A 16,487-nucleotide genomic window follows, 5' to 3' on the forward strand; every position below is an offset into this window, starting at 1 on the left:
GTTTATTTTCTCCTGGCGTCTTGTGCTGCAACTGGCCGGGGGCGCTCCAGCGTGTATCGGGTGAAAGATCGCGGGAAACGCGACTTAGCGCGCGAAATGCTGGATGAAGGACGTCCTTCAGCGAACGTATCGACACACGTCGACCCCGGGTCTCCTCCCACGCGGCGACGATTGGGAATAGTAGTACTGTGTAATATTGCTGTAAAGCCGCGGCAGCGGGCCCATTTCCACGGCTAAAAGCGGTACAAGCGGCAATCGGCAAGAGCGATCTTTTTCCGGCGGCATGCATGCAAACACGAGCGCCCGCTGCCTCGCTCGCAACTGGCAAACATGCTAGGGTTTCGCCATGCCCGATCCAAAGCAAGACGACTTCTTCCGCAACCTGCCGGTCTTTTCACGCTTCGAAGGGGTGACCGACAACGACAACTACCGGCCGCTTCCGGATGACTGGCATCTGGCGCTCGCCGATATCGTCAGCTCGACGGAAGCGATTTCCGCAGGGCGCTACAAGGCGGTCAACATGGCGGGCGCGAGCGTCATTTCGGCGGTCGTCAACGCGCTCGATCAGGGTGATTATCCCTTTGTTTTCGGTGGTGACGGCGCGTTGGTTGCGATACCAAGAGCAGGTGTCGAAAGGGTGCGCACGGCTCTCGCGGCGGTACAGCGCTGGGTTGCCGAGGAACTACAGCTCAGCCTTCGTGTCGCCCTCGTTCCGATGACGAGCGTGCGGGCGGAAGGGCTGGACGTGCTGGTGGCGCGCTTCGGCGCCAGTCCGCTTGTGTCTTACGCGATGTTCGCCGGCGGCGGGGCAAGCTGGGCGGAAAAGCAGATGAAGGCGGGTCGCTTCGGCGTCGAACTGGCGCCCGATAGCGTTCGCCCGGACCTCAAGGGCCTGTCCTGCCGATGGAATCCCATTGCCGCGCGTGCCGGCGAAATCGTGTCGATCATTGCCACGCCCGGTCCGGCCGGTAACGGTCCCGATTTTCAGCACCTCGTCTCCGACATCATCGCCATTTCGATGGAACAGGGCCGTGACGGTCATCCTGTCCCGCCCGACGGCCCCCAACTGGGATTGTCGCTTGCGGGCCTCAAGGCCGAGGTGGCCACCGCCGATGAAAAGAGTGGCCGCCTGACCCGTCGCTTGTCGATCATCGGGCAAATGGTGCTGATATGGTTCCTGCATAAGACCGGCATCACCCTGGGGCGCTTCGATGCCCGCCGATACAAGCGCGACGTGGCGGCGAACTCCGATTTCCGCAAGTTCGACGACGGGCTGAAGATGACGATCGATGTGGATCGCGAGCACCTTTCGCGGATCGAGACGCGGCTCGCCGAGGCGGAACGGCTGGGTATCTGCCGCTACGGGCTTCATCGCCAGGAAGCGGCGCTGATGACCTGCTTCGTGCCGACGCCACTTTCCCGGGATCACATGCACTTCATTGACGGCGCGGATGGCGGTTACGCGATAGCCGCAGGCCGCCTTGCGGCGAAGCTGCATTCCGGCCCATCGACCGTCGCGGCAGGCACGTCTCACAGCTGAACTTTGTCACTTTTCCTTCTTCCTCCCATTGTTTCAGCGATAGGGCGGACCTATTTCTTAAGGATGGGACGGGCACGGGAGCGCCGCGTCGCCCGCATGCCGTTGGTCTGCCCAAAGGGGCGGAATCATTGTTTTTTCATTTATTCGGCCCCGTGTCGGTTGCTCCGGCACGACCTATGCCGCGCCTCTGTGACGCGACCGGTCACCAGGGGCCCGCAACGCGTTAGGTTCCGAGGATGAAGACGGTCTATTCAAGCGTTTCAGACATATTTCTCGATAAGGTCGCCGAGTGGTTAATGCAATCGTCGCTGGCCGGCGGCAATCTTGAAGATCTCGTGCGGGGCTTCTGCGAGCGCATCGCCGCGTCTGGCCTACCGATCGCCCGAGTTCATCTCACCTTTTCGATGCTGCACCCGCTTTACGATGCACTCGGCTTCACGTGGCGGCGGGCCAGTGGGCTGACGGTCGAAGGCTATCGTCGCGAGGCCGGCGAAAAACCCGAGCGCTTTCTCCAAAGCCCTTACTACTACCTTCTGAGCAACAATCTCGAGCATATGCGCCGGCGCCTCGATGTGGACGGCCCAGCTGAGTTTCCCGTTTTCGACGACTTCCACAAGGAGAAGTTCACCGATTACATCGCCTTCGTTCAGGCCTTCGGCAGCGATACCGCGCAAGGGATGATGGGCTCCTGGTCGACCGACAGCCACGCCGGCTTTACCGAAGAGATGATTGCCGCGCTGATGCGCATGCAGAAGCATCTTGCGGTCGCTGCCAAGATGGCCGTGCTCGGACGGCTGGCGAACAATATGCTTACCACCTATCTCGGGGGCGATGCGGGTAACCGGGTTTTGAACGGCCAGATCCGCCGCGGCGACGGGGAGACGATCAGGGCTGCTCTCGTCATGGGCGATATGCGGCAATCGACGGCCTACGCGGAAAAGGAAGGACGACAGGCCTATATCGATACGCTCAACGAATTCTTCGACGCGATCGCTGCGCCCTTCAACCGCAACGGCGGCGAAATCATGAGCTTTCTCGGCGACGGCTTCCTGGCGGTCTACCCGTGCGGCCGACACAAGGACCCTTCGAGGGCAGCGTGCGAAGCGGCGCTGTCGGCGGTCTTTCAGGCTCAAAATCGTGTGGCCGAACTTAACCGTGAGCGCCAGGGCAAGAGCCTCAACGCCATTCGCTATGGCATCGGGCTGCACGTCGGCAACGTCATGTTCGGCAATGTCGGGCTGAGGGACCGCCTGACGTTCTCGGCGTTTGGGGCCGCGGTCAACGAAGTCGAGCGTCTGCAGTCGCTGACAAAGAAGTATTCGCAGGAGATCATTGCCAGCCAAGCATTCGCCGGCTACAGCGGCGGCGAATGGACGACGCTTGGTGAAGAAAAGCTGCGCGGCGTCGGCCAGAAGCTGACCGTCCTGCATCCGAAGGAACTCCTGCTTCCGATGAACCAGGATGAGCATCCGAAGGACGTCGGGCGCGACGGACTTTCCGAGGCGGAACAGGTCATTCTGCTTCACCGCGACGCGAGCAGGCAAGCCAAGCTCGGCCAGGCGCGAGGCCTGATGTAGTAGTAAAGCACTCGCCCGCCTACTGATTTTTGCTTGCAGACCACTCCGCTAGACACCCCCGATGGCCTACGTTAGTGTGCTAAAAAAGTGGGCCGGCAGGGTCCGGCGAGCGGGAACATCTTGGCATGGCAGGAGCGGATGTATTGCGTGTCGAGGGCCTCGACGTCTCGTTCTCCATTTTCGGGGACAAGCTCAGCGTGGTCAAAAGCGCCAATCTGAGAATTCTTCCCGGCAAGGTCACGGCGCTGGTCGGCGAATCCGGATCCGGCAAGTCGATCATGAGCCAGGCGATCATGGGCATCCTGCCGTCCGCGGCCAAAGCCACGGGCCGGATACTCTTTACCGATCCTGCGAACGGCGAAACCACCGACATCCTGGAACTGTCGCCTGACAGTCCCGATATGCGGGCGCTTCGGGGTTGCCGCATGGCGACGATCTTCCAGGAGCCGATGACATCGCTGTCGCCGCTGCATACGGTGGGCAACCAGATCAGCGAAGCGCTGCGCATCCACTTCCCCACCACCAAGGCGGAACAGCGCGAGAAGACGGAGGAGATGCTGGGGCTCGTCGGCTTTGCCAATCCGAGCCGCACCTACGACATGTATCCCTTCGAACTGTCGGGTGGCATGCGCCAGCGCGCCATGATCGCGATGGCCTTGATCTGCAATCCCGCGCTCCTGATCGCCGACGAACCGACGACGGCACTCGACGTCACCATCCAGGCCCAGATTCTCGGGCTGCTGCGCGACCTGCAGCAGAAGTTCAACATGGCCATGCTCCTGATCACGCACGATCTCGGCGTGGTCGCCAACATGGCCGACGAAGTGGTCGTGATCTATCACGGCGAGATCATGGAGGCGGGGCCGGTTGAGTCGATCTTCCGCGAGCCGCGCCATCCCTATCTCAAGGGCCTGATATCGGCCATACCGCATTTCGACATGAAGGCAGGCGAGCGGCTGAAGTCGCTGCGCGACGTGCCGGTCGACCTGGGCACATTTACGCGCAAGAAAGAATCGCAGGCGGGCGGTCCCGACGTCCTCCTTTCCGTACGAAATCTTTCGAAGTCTTACGTCAACAAGAAGCGCGGCCTCTTCGCGCGGGGAGAAGCCACGGTCTTCCGGGCAGTCGACGATGTCAGCTTCGATATCAGGCGCGGCGAATGCCTTGGCCTCGTCGGGGAAAGCGGCTGCGGCAAGACGACGGTCAGCAAGATCCTGATGCGTGCGATCCGGCCCGACGGCGGCGAAGTGAACTTTAACGACGGCAACGGCGAGATTGACGTGCTTTCCGTTGGCGGCAGGGAGCTGATGGATCTGCGGACCCGCATCCAGATGGTCTTCCAGGACCCGGTTTCCTCCTTGTCGCCGCGCATGACGGTTCGCAACATTCTGAGCGAGCCGCTTGAGATTCACGACCAGGGGACCCACGACGAGCGCAAGCAGAAGGTGAAGGCGCTGATGAAGGCGATCGGGCTCGACGAGCGCTATCTCAGCCGTTATCCCCATAGTTTCTCCGGTGGGCAGCGGCAGCGCATCGGCATTGCGCGCGCGCTCGCGCTGGGGCCGAAACTGTTGATCCTCGACGAGCCTGTGTCGGCGCTCGATGTGTCGGTTCAGGCGCAGATCCTCAACCTGCTCAAGGATCTGCAGAAGGAGCTCGGCCTCACCTATCTGTTCATTTCTCACAACCTCGCCGTCGTCGATTACATGGCCGACCGCATTGCCGTCATGTATCGCGGCAGGATCGTCGAGATCGCGCCGCGCGAGATCATCCTGCGCGACCCGGTTCATCCCTATACCCGTTCGCTGCTCGCCGCCGTCCCGTTCCCGGATCTCGACCGACCGCTCGACTTCGCGGGACTGCTGGCGCACGGGCCATCGAAGCGGAATTGGGGGCCGCAGTTTACCGAGGGCGACGACGCCGAACATCTTGCCTACGCCGATCTCGGCGGCGGTCACTTCGTGCGCGCGCGCCGCGGCGTAGACATACGGGAATTGCGGCAGTGATAAAGCGTCGAACCTTTCTCGGGCTAATGGCATCCACCGTGCTTCCCGGCTCGGCGCTCGCCCTCGGCGACCAGGACCGTGAACCGGAATATCTGCGGCCGTGGCTCATTGCCGGGGACCTGCCTCCCCTCAACGAGCGCGTTCCCTTGCGTCCGCGCATCGTCAACGTGAAGGAGATGGGCCGCCAGCCCGGGACTTATGGCGGCTCGCTGCGGACGATCATCGGAAGCGAAAAGGATATCCGCTTCATGACGATCTACGGCTACGCGCGACTGGTCGGATACGACCAGAAGCTGCAGTTGCAGCCGGATATCCTGGAGGCCTTTGAGACGACCGACGCCAGGGTCTTCACGTTCCGGATCCGCCCTGGGCACCGCTGGTCCGACGGTGAGCCGCTGACGACCGACGATTTCCGCTACTGGTGGGAAGACGTCATCCTCAACAAGACACTGACGCCGGGTGGGGGAGCGCTGGAGTTGCGGCCGCATGGCGATTTGCCGCGCTTTGAAGTGATCGACCGTCTCACCGTACGCTATAGCTGGGACAAACCGAATCCCGAATTTCTGCCGAGCCTGGCCGCTCCGCAGCCATTGGTGCTCGTCGGCCCCTCACACTATCTCAAGCAGTTCCACAAGAAGTATCAGGACGAATTCCGGTTGCAGTCGCTGATGCAGGAAAACCGCGTGAAGAAGTGGGCCGACCTGCATATCAAGATGGGCCGAGGATACCGGCCGGACAATCCGCAGCTGCCGGTGCTCGACCCCTGGCGCAATACCACCAAGCCGCCGGCCGACCAGTTCGTCTTCGAGCGCAATCCCTTCTTCCACCGCGTCGACGAAAACGGGCGCCAGCTTCCCTATGTCGACCGCTTCGTTCTGAACGTAAGTTCGGCCTCGATCATCGCGGCTAAGGCAGGCGCTGGGGAAACCGATCTTCAGGCCGTCGGGATCGACTTCAACGACTACGCCTTCCTCAAGGACGCCGAGAAGCGCTATCCGGTTCGGGTGAACCTGTGGAAGATGGCGCGCGGATCGCGCGTGGCGCTGCTGCCGAACCTGAACAGCGCCGACCCGGTCTGGCGTTCACTCTTCCACGACGTCAGGGTTCGCCGGGCACTGTCGCTCGCGATCGACCGGCATGAAATCAATATGGCCGTCTTCTACGGCCTTGGGGTCGCGAGCGCGGACACCGTGCTGCCGGAGAGCCCTCTGTTCAAACCGGAATATGCGGAGGCCTGGATCGCGCACGATCCCGATCAAGCCAACGCACTCCTCGATCAGGCGGGCCTTCAGAACCGCGACAGCAACGGCATTCGGCTTCTACCGGATGGCCGTCCTGCCGAGATCACCGTCGAAACGGCGGGCGAAAGCATTCTCGATACCGATGTGCTGGAGCTCGTCACCGATCACTGGCGAAGAGTTGGTATTGCGCTCTATACGCGCAGCTCGCAGCGCGACATCTTTCGCAGCCGTGCCATGGGCGGTCGCATCATGATGTCGATCTGGTACGGCCTCGACAACGGCGTTCCCACCGCCGACATGAACCCGGCACAGCTCGCACCGACGCAGGACGATCAGATGCAATGGCCGCTGTGGGGCATGTACTATCTGTCCGGCGGCAGCCAGGGTGCAGCGCCGGATATTCCCGAGGCGACCCAACTAGTGGAACTGCTCAATCAATGGCGGTCTGCCGCGAGCTTCGACGAGCGGGCCACGGTGTGGCACCAGATGCTGTCCATTTTCACACAGCAGGTCTTCTCGATCGGGCTGATCAACGGCACGTCGCAGCCGATCGTCCATACCGCAAATCTGCAGAACGTTCCGGAGCGGGCGCTCTTCGGCTTCGACCCAACCTCCTATTTCGGCGTCTACATGCCCGATACGTTCTGGCTGAAGGAGGAGCGCTAGATGCTGCGATATATCCTCTGGCGCATCGCCGTGATGGTCCCGACGCTGCTCGTCATCTCGATGCTCGTCTTCACCATCATCCAGTTGCCGCCCGGCGACTTTTTCGAAAGCCAGATCGCAGAACTGCGCGCCCAGGGCGAAACCGCGAACCTGCAGGAAATCGAGGACATGCGTCGCGAACATGGGCTCGACCAGCCCATGGTGATGCAATATTTCAATTGGGTCGGAGGCATGCTGCACGGAGACTTCGGCTATTCCTTCGAGTATCAGTTGCCTGTGTCGGACGTCGTCGGCGATCGGCTATGGCTGACGATCCTCGTGTCCGTCTCCACCATCATCGTCACCTGGCTGATCGCCTTTCCGATCGGTATCTATTCGGCAACGCACCAGTACAGTTGGGGAGATTACGGGCTGACATTCCTGGGGTTGCTCGGCATCGCCATCCCGAATTTCATGCTGGCATTGCTGCTCATGTACTTCGCCAATGTCTGGTTCGGCGTGTCCATCGGCCACCTGATGGACCAGAAATTCTTGAACGAGCCCATGAGCTGGGAAAAGGCGCGCTCGATCCTCTCGCATCTCTGGATCCCGGTCATGATCGTCGGGACTGCGGGAACGGCGGGCATGATCCGCCGACTGCGCGCCAATCTGCTCGACGAAATGCAGAAGCAATATGTCATCACCGCCCGTGCCAAGGGGCTGCATCCGCTGCGGGCGCTCATCAAGTATCCCCTTCGCATGGCGCTCAACTTCTTCGTCGCCGATATCGGCTCGATCCTGCCCTCGATCATTTCGGGTGCTGAAATCACTGCGATCGTGCTGTCGCTTGAAACGACCGGGCCGATGCTGATCAAGGCGCTGCAGAGCCAGGACATGTATCTCGCCGGTTCGTTCCTCATGTTCCTGGCATTCTTGAACGTGATCGGCGTACTGATTTCCGACATCGCGCTCGGCTTTCTCGATCCGCGCATACGCTTACAAGGCAGGAGCACGAAGTGACCATTCCCCTGCCGAACCCCGGAGCACCGCTGGAACACTACGTGTCGACGACGCCGTTCGATCCGGCGCAGTTTGAAGCCCTATCCCCAGGCCAAACGCGCGTCCATATGGCGTCGCAGAAGCGGCTGATGTGGTGGAAATTCAAGCAGCACAAGCTGGCGCTCGCGTCCGGCGTTTTCCTGCTGTTGATGTATGCCTCCACGTTGTTCGCTGAATTCCTAGCGCCCTACAATCTGCACACCCGCAACGTCGAATTCATCCATTCGCCACCACAACGCATCCATCTTTTCCATGAGGGGTCGCTCGTCGGACCGTTCGTCTATGGCCGCAGGATGGTGCTGGACATGGATACTCTCCGACGTGTCTATTCGGATAAGGCCAACGACGTGCAACCTCTCCGCTTCTTCTGCCGCGGCGACCCCTATCGCTTCTGGGGACTGGTGGATTCGGATCTGCATCTGGTCTGCCCTGCAATCGGCGGTCAGATGTTTCTCTTAGGGACCGACAGGCTCGGCCGCGACGTGCTCTCGCGCATCATTTTCGGCGCACGTATTTCGCTGACGATCGGCTTGATCGGCATATCGATCAGTTTCGTGCTCGGTATCATCATCGGCGGCCTCGCCGGATACCATGGCGGTGTGTTCGATCTGCTCGTCCAGCGAGTGATCGAGGTGCTGCAATCGCTGCCGAGCCTGCCGCTCTGGATGGCGCTCGCGGCGATCATGCCGGTCACGTGGAGCCCGATCCTCGTCTATTTCGGCATCACCATTATCCTCGGCATCCTCGATTGGACGGGATTGGCGCGCGCCGTGCGCTCCAAACTTCTGTCGCTGCGCGAGGAGGACTACGTCACCGCAGCGCAATTGATGGGAGCGGGTACCGCCCGCATCATCGGGCGACATCTCGTGCCGGGCTTCATGTCGCATCTGATCGCGACGGCGACGATTTCCATCCCGAGCATGATTCTCGGCGAGACCGCGCTGAGCTTCCTCGGGCTCGGTCTGCGGCCGCCGATCACGAGCTGGGGCATCCTGCTCACCGAGGCGAGAAGCGTGAGCGTCATCGCCTTTTATCCATGGCTTCTCTTCCCCATGGTGCCGGTCGTTCTCGTCATCCTCGCGTTTAATTTTTTGGGAGACGGCTTGCGCGATGCTGCCGATCCATACAAATAAGCAAGAACTTGCAGAAAACGCGGACTCTACGTGCCGGCAATCGATGCAGGCGTGCTTCGGGGACCTGAATGACTTCTATACTGAGGCTTAGCCCATGACGCGGCGATTGGACGACGTTCGCATTCTCATGTACAGCCATGACACGTTCGGTCTCGGCCACTTGCGCCGCTGTCGGACGATTGCCCATTCGCTGGTGGAAGACTACCGCGGGCTTAGCGTGCTGATCATGTCCGGCGCGACGATCGCCGGCGCCTTCGACTATCGCGCGCGCGTCGATTTCGTAAAAATACCGAGCGTCATCAAGCTGCGCGACGGCGAATACACGTCGATGGCAAGCCATGTCGATCTTCACGAAACGCTGAAGATGCGCCAATCCATCATCCGGCATACGGCCGAGACCTTTCAACCCGATATCTTCATCGTCGACAAGGAGCCGATGGGGCTGAAGGGAGAGGTCGAGGAAACGCTCGCCTACCTCAAGGCGCGGGGCACGAAGCTCGTGCTCGGGCTGCGCGACGTCATGGATGCGCCGCATCTTCTCGACGTGGAGTGGAAGCGGAACGACGTGCTTCGCAAGATCGACAAGTTCTACGACCGGATCTGGGTCTACGGGCCGCCGGACTTCTATGATCCGCTGGCCGGGCTCGATGTGCCCTCGGGTGTCCGGCGCAAGATGGAATTCGTAGGCTTTCTGCAGCGCAGCGTCGGCCATAACGCCCCTTCGGAGCATGTGCCGAACGAGGATTATATTCTCGTCACCACCGGCGGCGGCGGCGACGGCGCCGATCTCGTGCGTGACGTGGTGACCGCCTACGAGCAGGACAATACGCTCGATCACAAGACGTTGATCGTGCTCGGACCCTATATGCCGGCCAGGGAGCGTGCCGAACTTCTGGAACGCAGCAGCCGCATCGCCTGTCTGGAGGTCATCGAATTCGACAACCGCATGGAGGCGCTGATCGCCGGTGCCAAGGCGGTGGTCGCCATGGGCGGTTACAACACCTATTGCGAGATCCTCTCCTTCGACAAGCCGGCGCTGATCATCCCGCGCACGCGCCCGCGCGAAGAGCAGCTGATCCGTGCCCAGCGCGCAAGCGCGCTTGGCCTCGTGGAAATGCTGCTGCCGGAGGAATCGGCCGATCCGATGCGGCTCGCCGAGGCGCTGAAGCGCCTGCCCGATCGTCTTCCGCCTTCGCAGACCGGCAAGGACAACATGCGGCTCGAAGGCCTGGTGCACATTTCCCGCACGGTCGGAGACTGGCTGGATCGCGATTCCTATCCGCCGCTTTCGATCGTCGCAGAATAGAGCGGCCGTCTTGTCAAACCGCAGGAAAATTCTGGTCGTTCTGAAGGGCTATCCGCGTCTGTCCGAAACGTTCATTGCGCAGGAGCTGCTGGGCCTCGAGCGCGCGGGCTTTGATCTGACCCTCATCTCCATGCGCAGGCCAACGGACAAGAAACGCCATCCCGTCCATGACGAGATCAAGGCGCGCGTCGTCTATCTGCCGGAATATCTCTACGAGGAGCCGCTGCGCGTGCTGAGCGCTCTGCGCGCCGGCATGAGGAAGCCGGGCTTCAAGCTTCTCCTCAAGCGCTTCTGGGCGGATTTAAAGCGCGATATCACGCCGAACCGCATACGCCGCCTTGGCCAGGCCCTCGTGCTCGCGCACGAATGGCCGGATGGTGGCGCCTGGCTGCACGCGCATTTCATTCACACCCCGGCGTCCGTCGCCCGCTATACCAGCATAATGACCGGCGTGCCGTGGACCTGCTCGGCCCATGCAAAGGATATTTGGACGTCGCCGGATTGGGAGCTTTCGGAAAAGCTTGGCCACGCCCGCTGGACAGTCACCTGCACGCGCAACGGCTTTGATCACATGCGCGAGTTGACCGAGGCCAGGGAGCAGGTGCACCTCAGCTATCACGGCCTCGACCTCAGCCGCTTCGGGCCCTTCGAACGCAGGCATTCCGACCGCGACGGTTCCGACGAAGCAGATCCTGTGCGCATACTCAGCGTCGGGCGTGCCGTGGAGAAGAAGGGCTACGACGTGCTCTTCAGGGCACTTGCACTGTTGCCCGCTGATCTGCACTGGCGCTTCCAGCATATTGGTGGCGGCGATCAGTTGCCGAAGCTGAAGGTGCTTGCTGCAAAGCTCGGCATCGCCGGGCGCGTATCTTTCAACGGCGCGATGGCGCAGGAAGAGGTGTTGCGGCACTACCGCAAGGCCGACGTGTTTGCGCTTGCCTGCCGGGTTGCCGCAAACGGCGACCGCGACGGCTTGCCGAACGTTCTCGTCGAGGCGGCGAGCCAGCGTCTGGTCTGCGTCTCCACGGCCGTCTCCGGCGTCCCGGAATTGCTGGTCGACGGGCAAAATGGCTTCGTCGTCGCCGCGGAGGATCCGCCAGCACTTGCCCGCGCGCTTGAAACCGCTCTTCGCGATCCTGCGCTGCGCCGCCGGCTTGGCGATGCCGCCGAGGCACGTGTGCGCCAGGAGTTCGACCACAATGCCAGTATACGCACTCTGACGAGGCTTTTCGAAGAGGAATGGAAGAGGTCCGCATGAAACGGCCGCGCGTCTTCTTCTACGTCCAGCACCTGCTTGGCATCGGCCATCTGGCCCGGGCAAGCCGGGTCGCTGCGGCGATCGCCAATAAGGGCTGTGCCGTGACTATGGTCACCGGCGGGTTGCCGGTGCCGGGCTTTCCCGGGCCGGGCGTAATGTCGGTAACGCTGCCGCCGGTTCAGGCGAGCACTGCCGGATTTTCAGGACTGGCCGATCAGGACGGCAACACCGTCGACGAACATTTCCTGAATGCCCGTCGCGACGACCTCCTGTCCGCGTTTAAGGCGGCGAGCCCCGACGTCGTCATCATCGAGGCGTTTCCCTTCGGACGCCGGCAAATGCGCTTCGAGCTTCTGCCGTTGCTGGATGCGATCCGCAACGCCTCGCCGCGGCCCAAGCTCTATACATCGGTGCGCGATATCCTGCAGGAGAAGAAGAAGCCGGGCCGCGATCAGGAAACGGTCGCACTACTCGAGAAGCATTTCGATGGCGTGCTGGTGCATGGCGACCCGAATTTCGTGCGGCTGGAAGAGACTTTTCCGCTTGCCGAGGCGCTTGCCGACAAGATCACCTATACGGGACTGGTTGCTCCCGCCCCGCCGCCTGCGCCGGCCGAACGCTTCGATATCATCGTTTCCGCCGGTGGCGGCGCCGTCGGCCGCGAACTGATTGGCACATCGATTGAGGCGGCAAGGATGGTCGCGACGGATCGCCGGTGGTGCCTGATTGCGGGGCCGAACCTGCCGGAGGAAGACTTCATCGCGGCGCGGGCACAAACACCCGCAAACGTTGAATTGGTGCGCTTCCGCCGCGATTTTCCGTCGTTGCTGCGCGAAGCCGAACTCTCCATCTCGCAGGCCGGGTACAATACCGTCTGCGACCTGCTCGTAACCGGTTGCCGCTCCATTGTCGTTCCCTTCACCACCGGAGGCGAAACGGAGCAATCCGAGCGGGCAGAACGCCTGGAGCGACTGGGCCTTGCCATTTCGCTGCCGGAAGACGGGCTCAACGCCGAACGTCTGGCGGACGCTATCACCCGCTCGCTCTCTAAGCCAAAACCGTCCGCGCAGGGGCTCGATCTCGATGGCGCTCAGCGGACCGCACGCCTCATCTGCGAGGCTTTCTCCCTCCCATCGGCGTAGGCGATGAGCCTCGTTCCTTCGACGGGCATTGTGGTATAACCTGACACGAGGATGAATCGGACCCGCTACAACCGGCTAGGTTCAAGGGAGGAAGAGGGCACCAACGACCGTTGATTGCCTAGCGTATGTTTGTCACGCGCCTAAGTCGAAGGCGTGAAGACCTTAGTTTTCGAGAGTATACGGTAAGCAATGGAAAAAAGCCTCGCGCGTTACATCTGGAAGAATACCCGCCTGGAGCAGGTCTGGATTCTGCTGGTGGTCTTCGCTTCCATGATCCCCTACTTTCTGTCCTTTGACCTGCCCAAGCAGATCGTCAACGGACCGATTCAGGGCAAGGGTTTCGAGCGGCCGGACGCCACGCAGACCTTCATGCATATCGCCTACGATCTGCCGCTGATCGGGCATGTCGAGATTTTCCGCGGTTTGGAACTCGATCGCCTCGAAATGTTGATCGCGCTCAGCCTCGTCTTTCTGGGGCTCGTGGTACTGAACGGTCTCTTCAAGCTCTACATCAACACCTACAAGGGCCGGCTGGGAGAGCGGATGCTGAGGCGCATCAGGTTCGAACTGATCGACCGCGTGCTGCGCTTTCCGCCCGACCATTTCAAGCGCGTGAAGGCAGCTGAAATTGCCACGATGATCAAGGACGAGGTGGAGCCGATGGGCGGCTTTACCGGCGATGCCTTTGTCCAGCCGGCACTTCTCGGCGGCCAGGCGCTGACGGCGCTGATCTTCATCATAATGCAGAATTTCTGGCTGGGCATGATCGCGGCGGCTATCGTGGCGGTCCAGGCGATCATCATTCCTCGGATGCGCAAGCGCCTCATCGAACTCGGCCGGCAGCGCCAACTGACGGCGCGCGAGCTTTCCGGCCGCGTCGGCGAGATTGTCGACGGCATCGGCACCATCCACGGCAACGACACCTCGAACCTCGAGCGTGCCGATATCGTTCAACGGCTCGGCCTGATCTTTTCGATCCGTTACGATCTCTATCAGTGGAAGTTCATGGTGAAATTCATCAACAACTTCCTCGCCCAGGTGACGCCGTTCCTGTTCTATTCGATCGGCGGCTATCTGGCGCTGAAGGGACGGCTGGACATAGGTCAGCTCGTTGCCGTCATCAACGCCTACAAGGACCTGCCGGGGCCACTGAAGGACCTGATCGACTGGGACCAGTCGCGCCAGGACGTCCAGGTGAAGTACAATCAGGTGGTCGAGCAGTTCAGCGTCGATCGCCTGCTCGATCCGCAGGTCCAGGCGTTGTCGACGGAGCCGGCGGAACGTCTAGCCCATGCGCTCGTAGCCACCAACCTCACCATATCTGACGATAGCGGCGCGCGCGTGCTGGACCGCGTCTCGGTGGAGATCCATCCCGGCGAAACGGTTGCGATCGTCGGACCGGCAGGTAGCGGCGGCGAATATCTGGCCGAGGCGCTTGGGCGCGCGACATGGCCCGATAGCGGGCGCGTGACGATCGACGGGCGCGATCTGCTTTCCTTGCCGGAAGCGACCACCGGGCGCCGGATCGCCTACGCCTCCTCGGAGACGTATTTCTTCCACGGCACATTGCGCGACAATCTCCTCTACAGCTTGAAGCACGCGCCGCTGACGGCGGTCGAGTATGAAGGCGAGGAGGCGACAAACTACCGGTGGAGCATGATGGAGGCGCGGCGGGCAGGAAATCCCGAGCTCGATCTCAATAGCGACTGGGTCGACTATGCCGCGGCCGGCGCCAGCGGTCCGCACGATATCTACAAGGTACTGCGCCCCGTCCTCGACGCCGTATTGATTTCGCAGGATATCTTCGACATGGCGCTTCGCTCCAATGTCGAAACCGCGGCGCATGAGGATTTGACCAGCCGCATTGTCGAACTGAGGCAGGCGCTACGGCTGAAGCTCAAGGAAGAGGAAATCGAGGAACTCGTCGTGCCGTTCGAGTTCACCGCCTATAACCAGCAGGCGACGGTCGGTGAGAATCTTTTGTTCGGAACGCTGAAGCGGCCGCTGATGACCAACAGCAAACTTGCGGCGCATCCCTACTTCCGCAGCCTTTTCAGCACGACAGGTCTCAACACCGAACTCTACGCCATGGGCATCGAGATCGCCGAGAACGCGGTCGAACTGTTCAACGATCTGCCGCCGGACCACCCGTTCTTCCAGCAGCTCACCTTTATGACCGCCGAGGACATCCCGACCTACCAAGCGCTGCTTCAGAAGCTCAGCGGCCGCGGGTTCGACGCGGCAACGCCTGAGGAGCGATCGAGCTTCATTCGCCTCAGCTTCTCCTACATCGAGCCGAGGCATCGTTTCGGTCTTCTGACATCGGCGCTGATGGATAAGATCGTCAAGGCGCGAACGGAATTCCACCGCAACATTCCGGCTGACCTCAATGCCGCGATCGAACGCTATGATCCCGAGCGGTTCACCAACTCCGCGACGCTGATGGACAACGTGCTCTTCGGCAGGATCGCGCATCAACAGGCGGACGCGCCGGAGCGGATTCACGTCATCATGCGCGCTCTCTTCGAGCAGCTTCGCCTCGAAGATAGCGTCCTGTCGATTGGGCTCGACTTCGACGTCGGCTCCGGCGGCAAGCGGCTCACCAGCATGCAGCGCCAGAAGCTCAATATGGCTCGCGTGCTTGTCAAGCGGGCCGATTATATCATCTTCAACAGGCCGGTACCGGCACTCGACCATCGCATGCAGGACCAAATCGCCCGTGCAATTCTGACGGATCTGCATGAGGAAGGGCACTCGCCGGCGATCATCTGGGTGCTCTCCAACGCTTCGCTCGCCGAACTTTTCGACCGCGTTCTCGTTTTTGATCGTGGCAGTCTGGTTGAAAGCGGAACGTCTACCGACCTACTGGAGAAAAACGGTATGTTCAAAGAACTGTTATCGTAATATCCTATCAAGGCGCCGAATGGGGAGTTTGAACGCAGATGCTTCTGAAAGATGAAGTCGAAATGCTGAAAAAGGTGCCGATCTTTTCCCGGATTGCGCCTGCGAAACTCAAGCTGTTGGCGTTCACTTCGGATCGGGTCAGTTTTAGGGACGGGCAAATTCTCTTTCGCCAGGGGGACACGGGTGACGCAGCCTATGTCGTCCTGTCCGGCACCGCGGATATCCTCGTGGAAACGCCGGCCGGCCAGATCAAGGTCGCCGACGTCGACGTGAACTCCATCGTCGGCGAGATTGCAATTCTCTGCGACGTCTCGCGCACGGCGACGGTGAAAGCAACCTCAAGCCTGGAAGCGCTCCGCATCAGCAAGGAACATTTCCTGAAGCTGCTTACCGATTTCCCCGAGATGGCTGTCGAGATCATGCGCGTGCTGGCGGACCGCCTCTATCACACCACCAGCGAACTAAGCGCCGCGCGCAGCCGCCAGACCCAGCCGGAAGCCGTCCACTGACGGCCACCTGTTCTTTTAGAGACCTGTGCGCGGGAAGGACTATTGCGTTGATTCTGTTTAATTTTGTGGCACCCAGGTTAGAGGTCGTAGTGATATCAGCGCCGACGTTGCCGGCTGTAGCTTCTGGCGCTCCGGTGGAAGCGCCGGTGTTGTTGTTGCCGCTACCG

Annotated in this window: 11 protein-coding genes; all 11 read left to right on the top strand. The window is 61.2% G+C overall.

From position 1 onward, the window contains the following. Nucleotides 1–346 precede the first annotated feature (346 nt). On the top strand, nucleotides 347–1,540 hold the full coding sequence (locus AB4048_RS17365; protein WP_442203232.1) for a DUF3095 domain-containing protein: 1,194 nt from the start codon (nucleotides 347–349) through the stop codon (nucleotides 1,538–1,540). Between the two features lie 236 nt (nucleotides 1,541–1,776). Next, nucleotides 1,777–3,117, top strand: coding sequence for an adenylate/guanylate cyclase domain-containing protein (locus tag AB4048_RS17370; protein WP_442203233.1), 1,341 nt, complete (start codon nucleotides 1,777–1,779; stop codon nucleotides 3,115–3,117). A 125-nt stretch (nucleotides 3,118–3,242) separates the two neighbouring features. Next, on the top strand, nucleotides 3,243–5,123 hold the full coding sequence (locus AB4048_RS17375) for an ABC transporter ATP-binding protein (protein WP_442203234.1): 1,881 nt from the start codon (nucleotides 3,243–3,245) through the stop codon (nucleotides 5,121–5,123). Continuing rightward, nucleotides 5,120–7,030 carry an ABC transporter substrate-binding protein gene (locus tag AB4048_RS17380; RefSeq protein ID WP_442203235.1) on the top strand — a complete coding sequence of 637 codons (1,911 nt, stop codon included), beginning with the start codon at nucleotides 5,120–5,122 and terminating at the stop codon, nucleotides 7,028–7,030. Before AB4048_RS17375 ends, AB4048_RS17380 begins: the two co-directional genes overlap by 4 nt. Further along, nucleotides 7,031–8,029 carry an ABC transporter permease gene (locus AB4048_RS17385; protein WP_442203236.1) on the top strand — a complete coding sequence of 333 codons (999 nt, stop codon included), beginning with the start codon at nucleotides 7,031–7,033 and terminating at the stop codon, nucleotides 8,027–8,029. Continuing rightward, on the top strand, nucleotides 8,026–9,201 hold the full coding sequence (locus AB4048_RS17390; RefSeq protein WP_442203237.1) for an ABC transporter permease: 1,176 nt from the start codon (nucleotides 8,026–8,028) through the stop codon (nucleotides 9,199–9,201). Before AB4048_RS17385 ends, AB4048_RS17390 begins: the two co-directional genes overlap by 4 nt. Before the next feature lie 94 nt (nucleotides 9,202–9,295). Beyond that, nucleotides 9,296–10,507 carry a glycosyltransferase family protein gene (locus tag AB4048_RS17395; protein WP_442203238.1) on the top strand — a complete coding sequence of 404 codons (1,212 nt, stop codon included), beginning with the start codon at nucleotides 9,296–9,298 and terminating at the stop codon, nucleotides 10,505–10,507. Nucleotides 10,508–10,517: 10 nt separating this feature from the next. Then, the gene (locus tag AB4048_RS17400; protein ID WP_442203239.1) at nucleotides 10,518–11,765 is read left to right on the top strand and encodes a glycosyltransferase; all 1,248 of its coding nucleotides are present in this window, start codon (nucleotides 10,518–10,520) and stop codon (nucleotides 11,763–11,765) included. Then, the gene (locus tag AB4048_RS17405; RefSeq protein ID WP_442203240.1) at nucleotides 11,762–12,907 is read left to right on the top strand and encodes a glycosyltransferase family protein; all 1,146 of its coding nucleotides are present in this window, start codon (nucleotides 11,762–11,764) and stop codon (nucleotides 12,905–12,907) included. The genes AB4048_RS17400 and AB4048_RS17405 overlap by 4 nt, the downstream gene beginning before the upstream one ends. Nucleotides 12,908–13,096: 189 nt before the next feature. Beyond that, entirely contained in the window at nucleotides 13,097–15,811 is a 2,715-nt protein-coding gene (locus AB4048_RS17410; protein ID WP_442203241.1) for an ABC transporter transmembrane domain-containing protein, read from the top strand. Nucleotides 15,812–15,849: 38 nt separating this feature from the next. Next, nucleotides 15,850–16,320, top strand: coding sequence for a cyclic nucleotide-binding domain-containing protein (locus AB4048_RS17415; RefSeq protein WP_442203242.1), 471 nt, complete (start codon nucleotides 15,850–15,852; stop codon nucleotides 16,318–16,320). Nucleotides 16,321–16,487 lie beyond the last annotated feature (167 nt).

Origin of the sequence: Rhizobium sp. RAF56 (genome assembly GCF_052113965.1) — a bacterium.
GTDB lineage: Bacteria > Pseudomonadota > Alphaproteobacteria > Rhizobiales > Rhizobiaceae > Rhizobium.

Coding starts and splice junctions, on each gene's coding strand:
- AB4048_RS17365 (WP_442203232.1), top strand. CDS start 347: ATGCCCGATCCAAAGCAAGACGACTTCTTCCGCAACCTGCCGGTCTTT.
- AB4048_RS17370 (WP_442203233.1), top strand. CDS start 1,777: ATGAAGACGGTCTATTCAAGCGTTTCAGACATATTTCTCGATAAGGTC.
- AB4048_RS17375 (WP_442203234.1), top strand. CDS start 3,243: ATGGCAGGAGCGGATGTATTGCGTGTCGAGGGCCTCGACGTCTCGTTC.
- AB4048_RS17385 (WP_442203236.1), top strand. CDS start 7,031: ATGCTGCGATATATCCTCTGGCGCATCGCCGTGATGGTCCCGACGCTG.
- AB4048_RS17395 (WP_442203238.1), top strand. CDS start 9,296: ATGACGCGGCGATTGGACGACGTTCGCATTCTCATGTACAGCCATGAC.
- AB4048_RS17405 (WP_442203240.1), top strand. CDS start 11,762: ATGAAACGGCCGCGCGTCTTCTTCTACGTCCAGCACCTGCTTGGCATC.
- AB4048_RS17410 (WP_442203241.1), top strand. CDS start 13,097: ATGGAAAAAAGCCTCGCGCGTTACATCTGGAAGAATACCCGCCTGGAG.
- AB4048_RS17415 (WP_442203242.1), top strand. CDS start 15,850: ATGCTTCTGAAAGATGAAGTCGAAATGCTGAAAAAGGTGCCGATCTTT.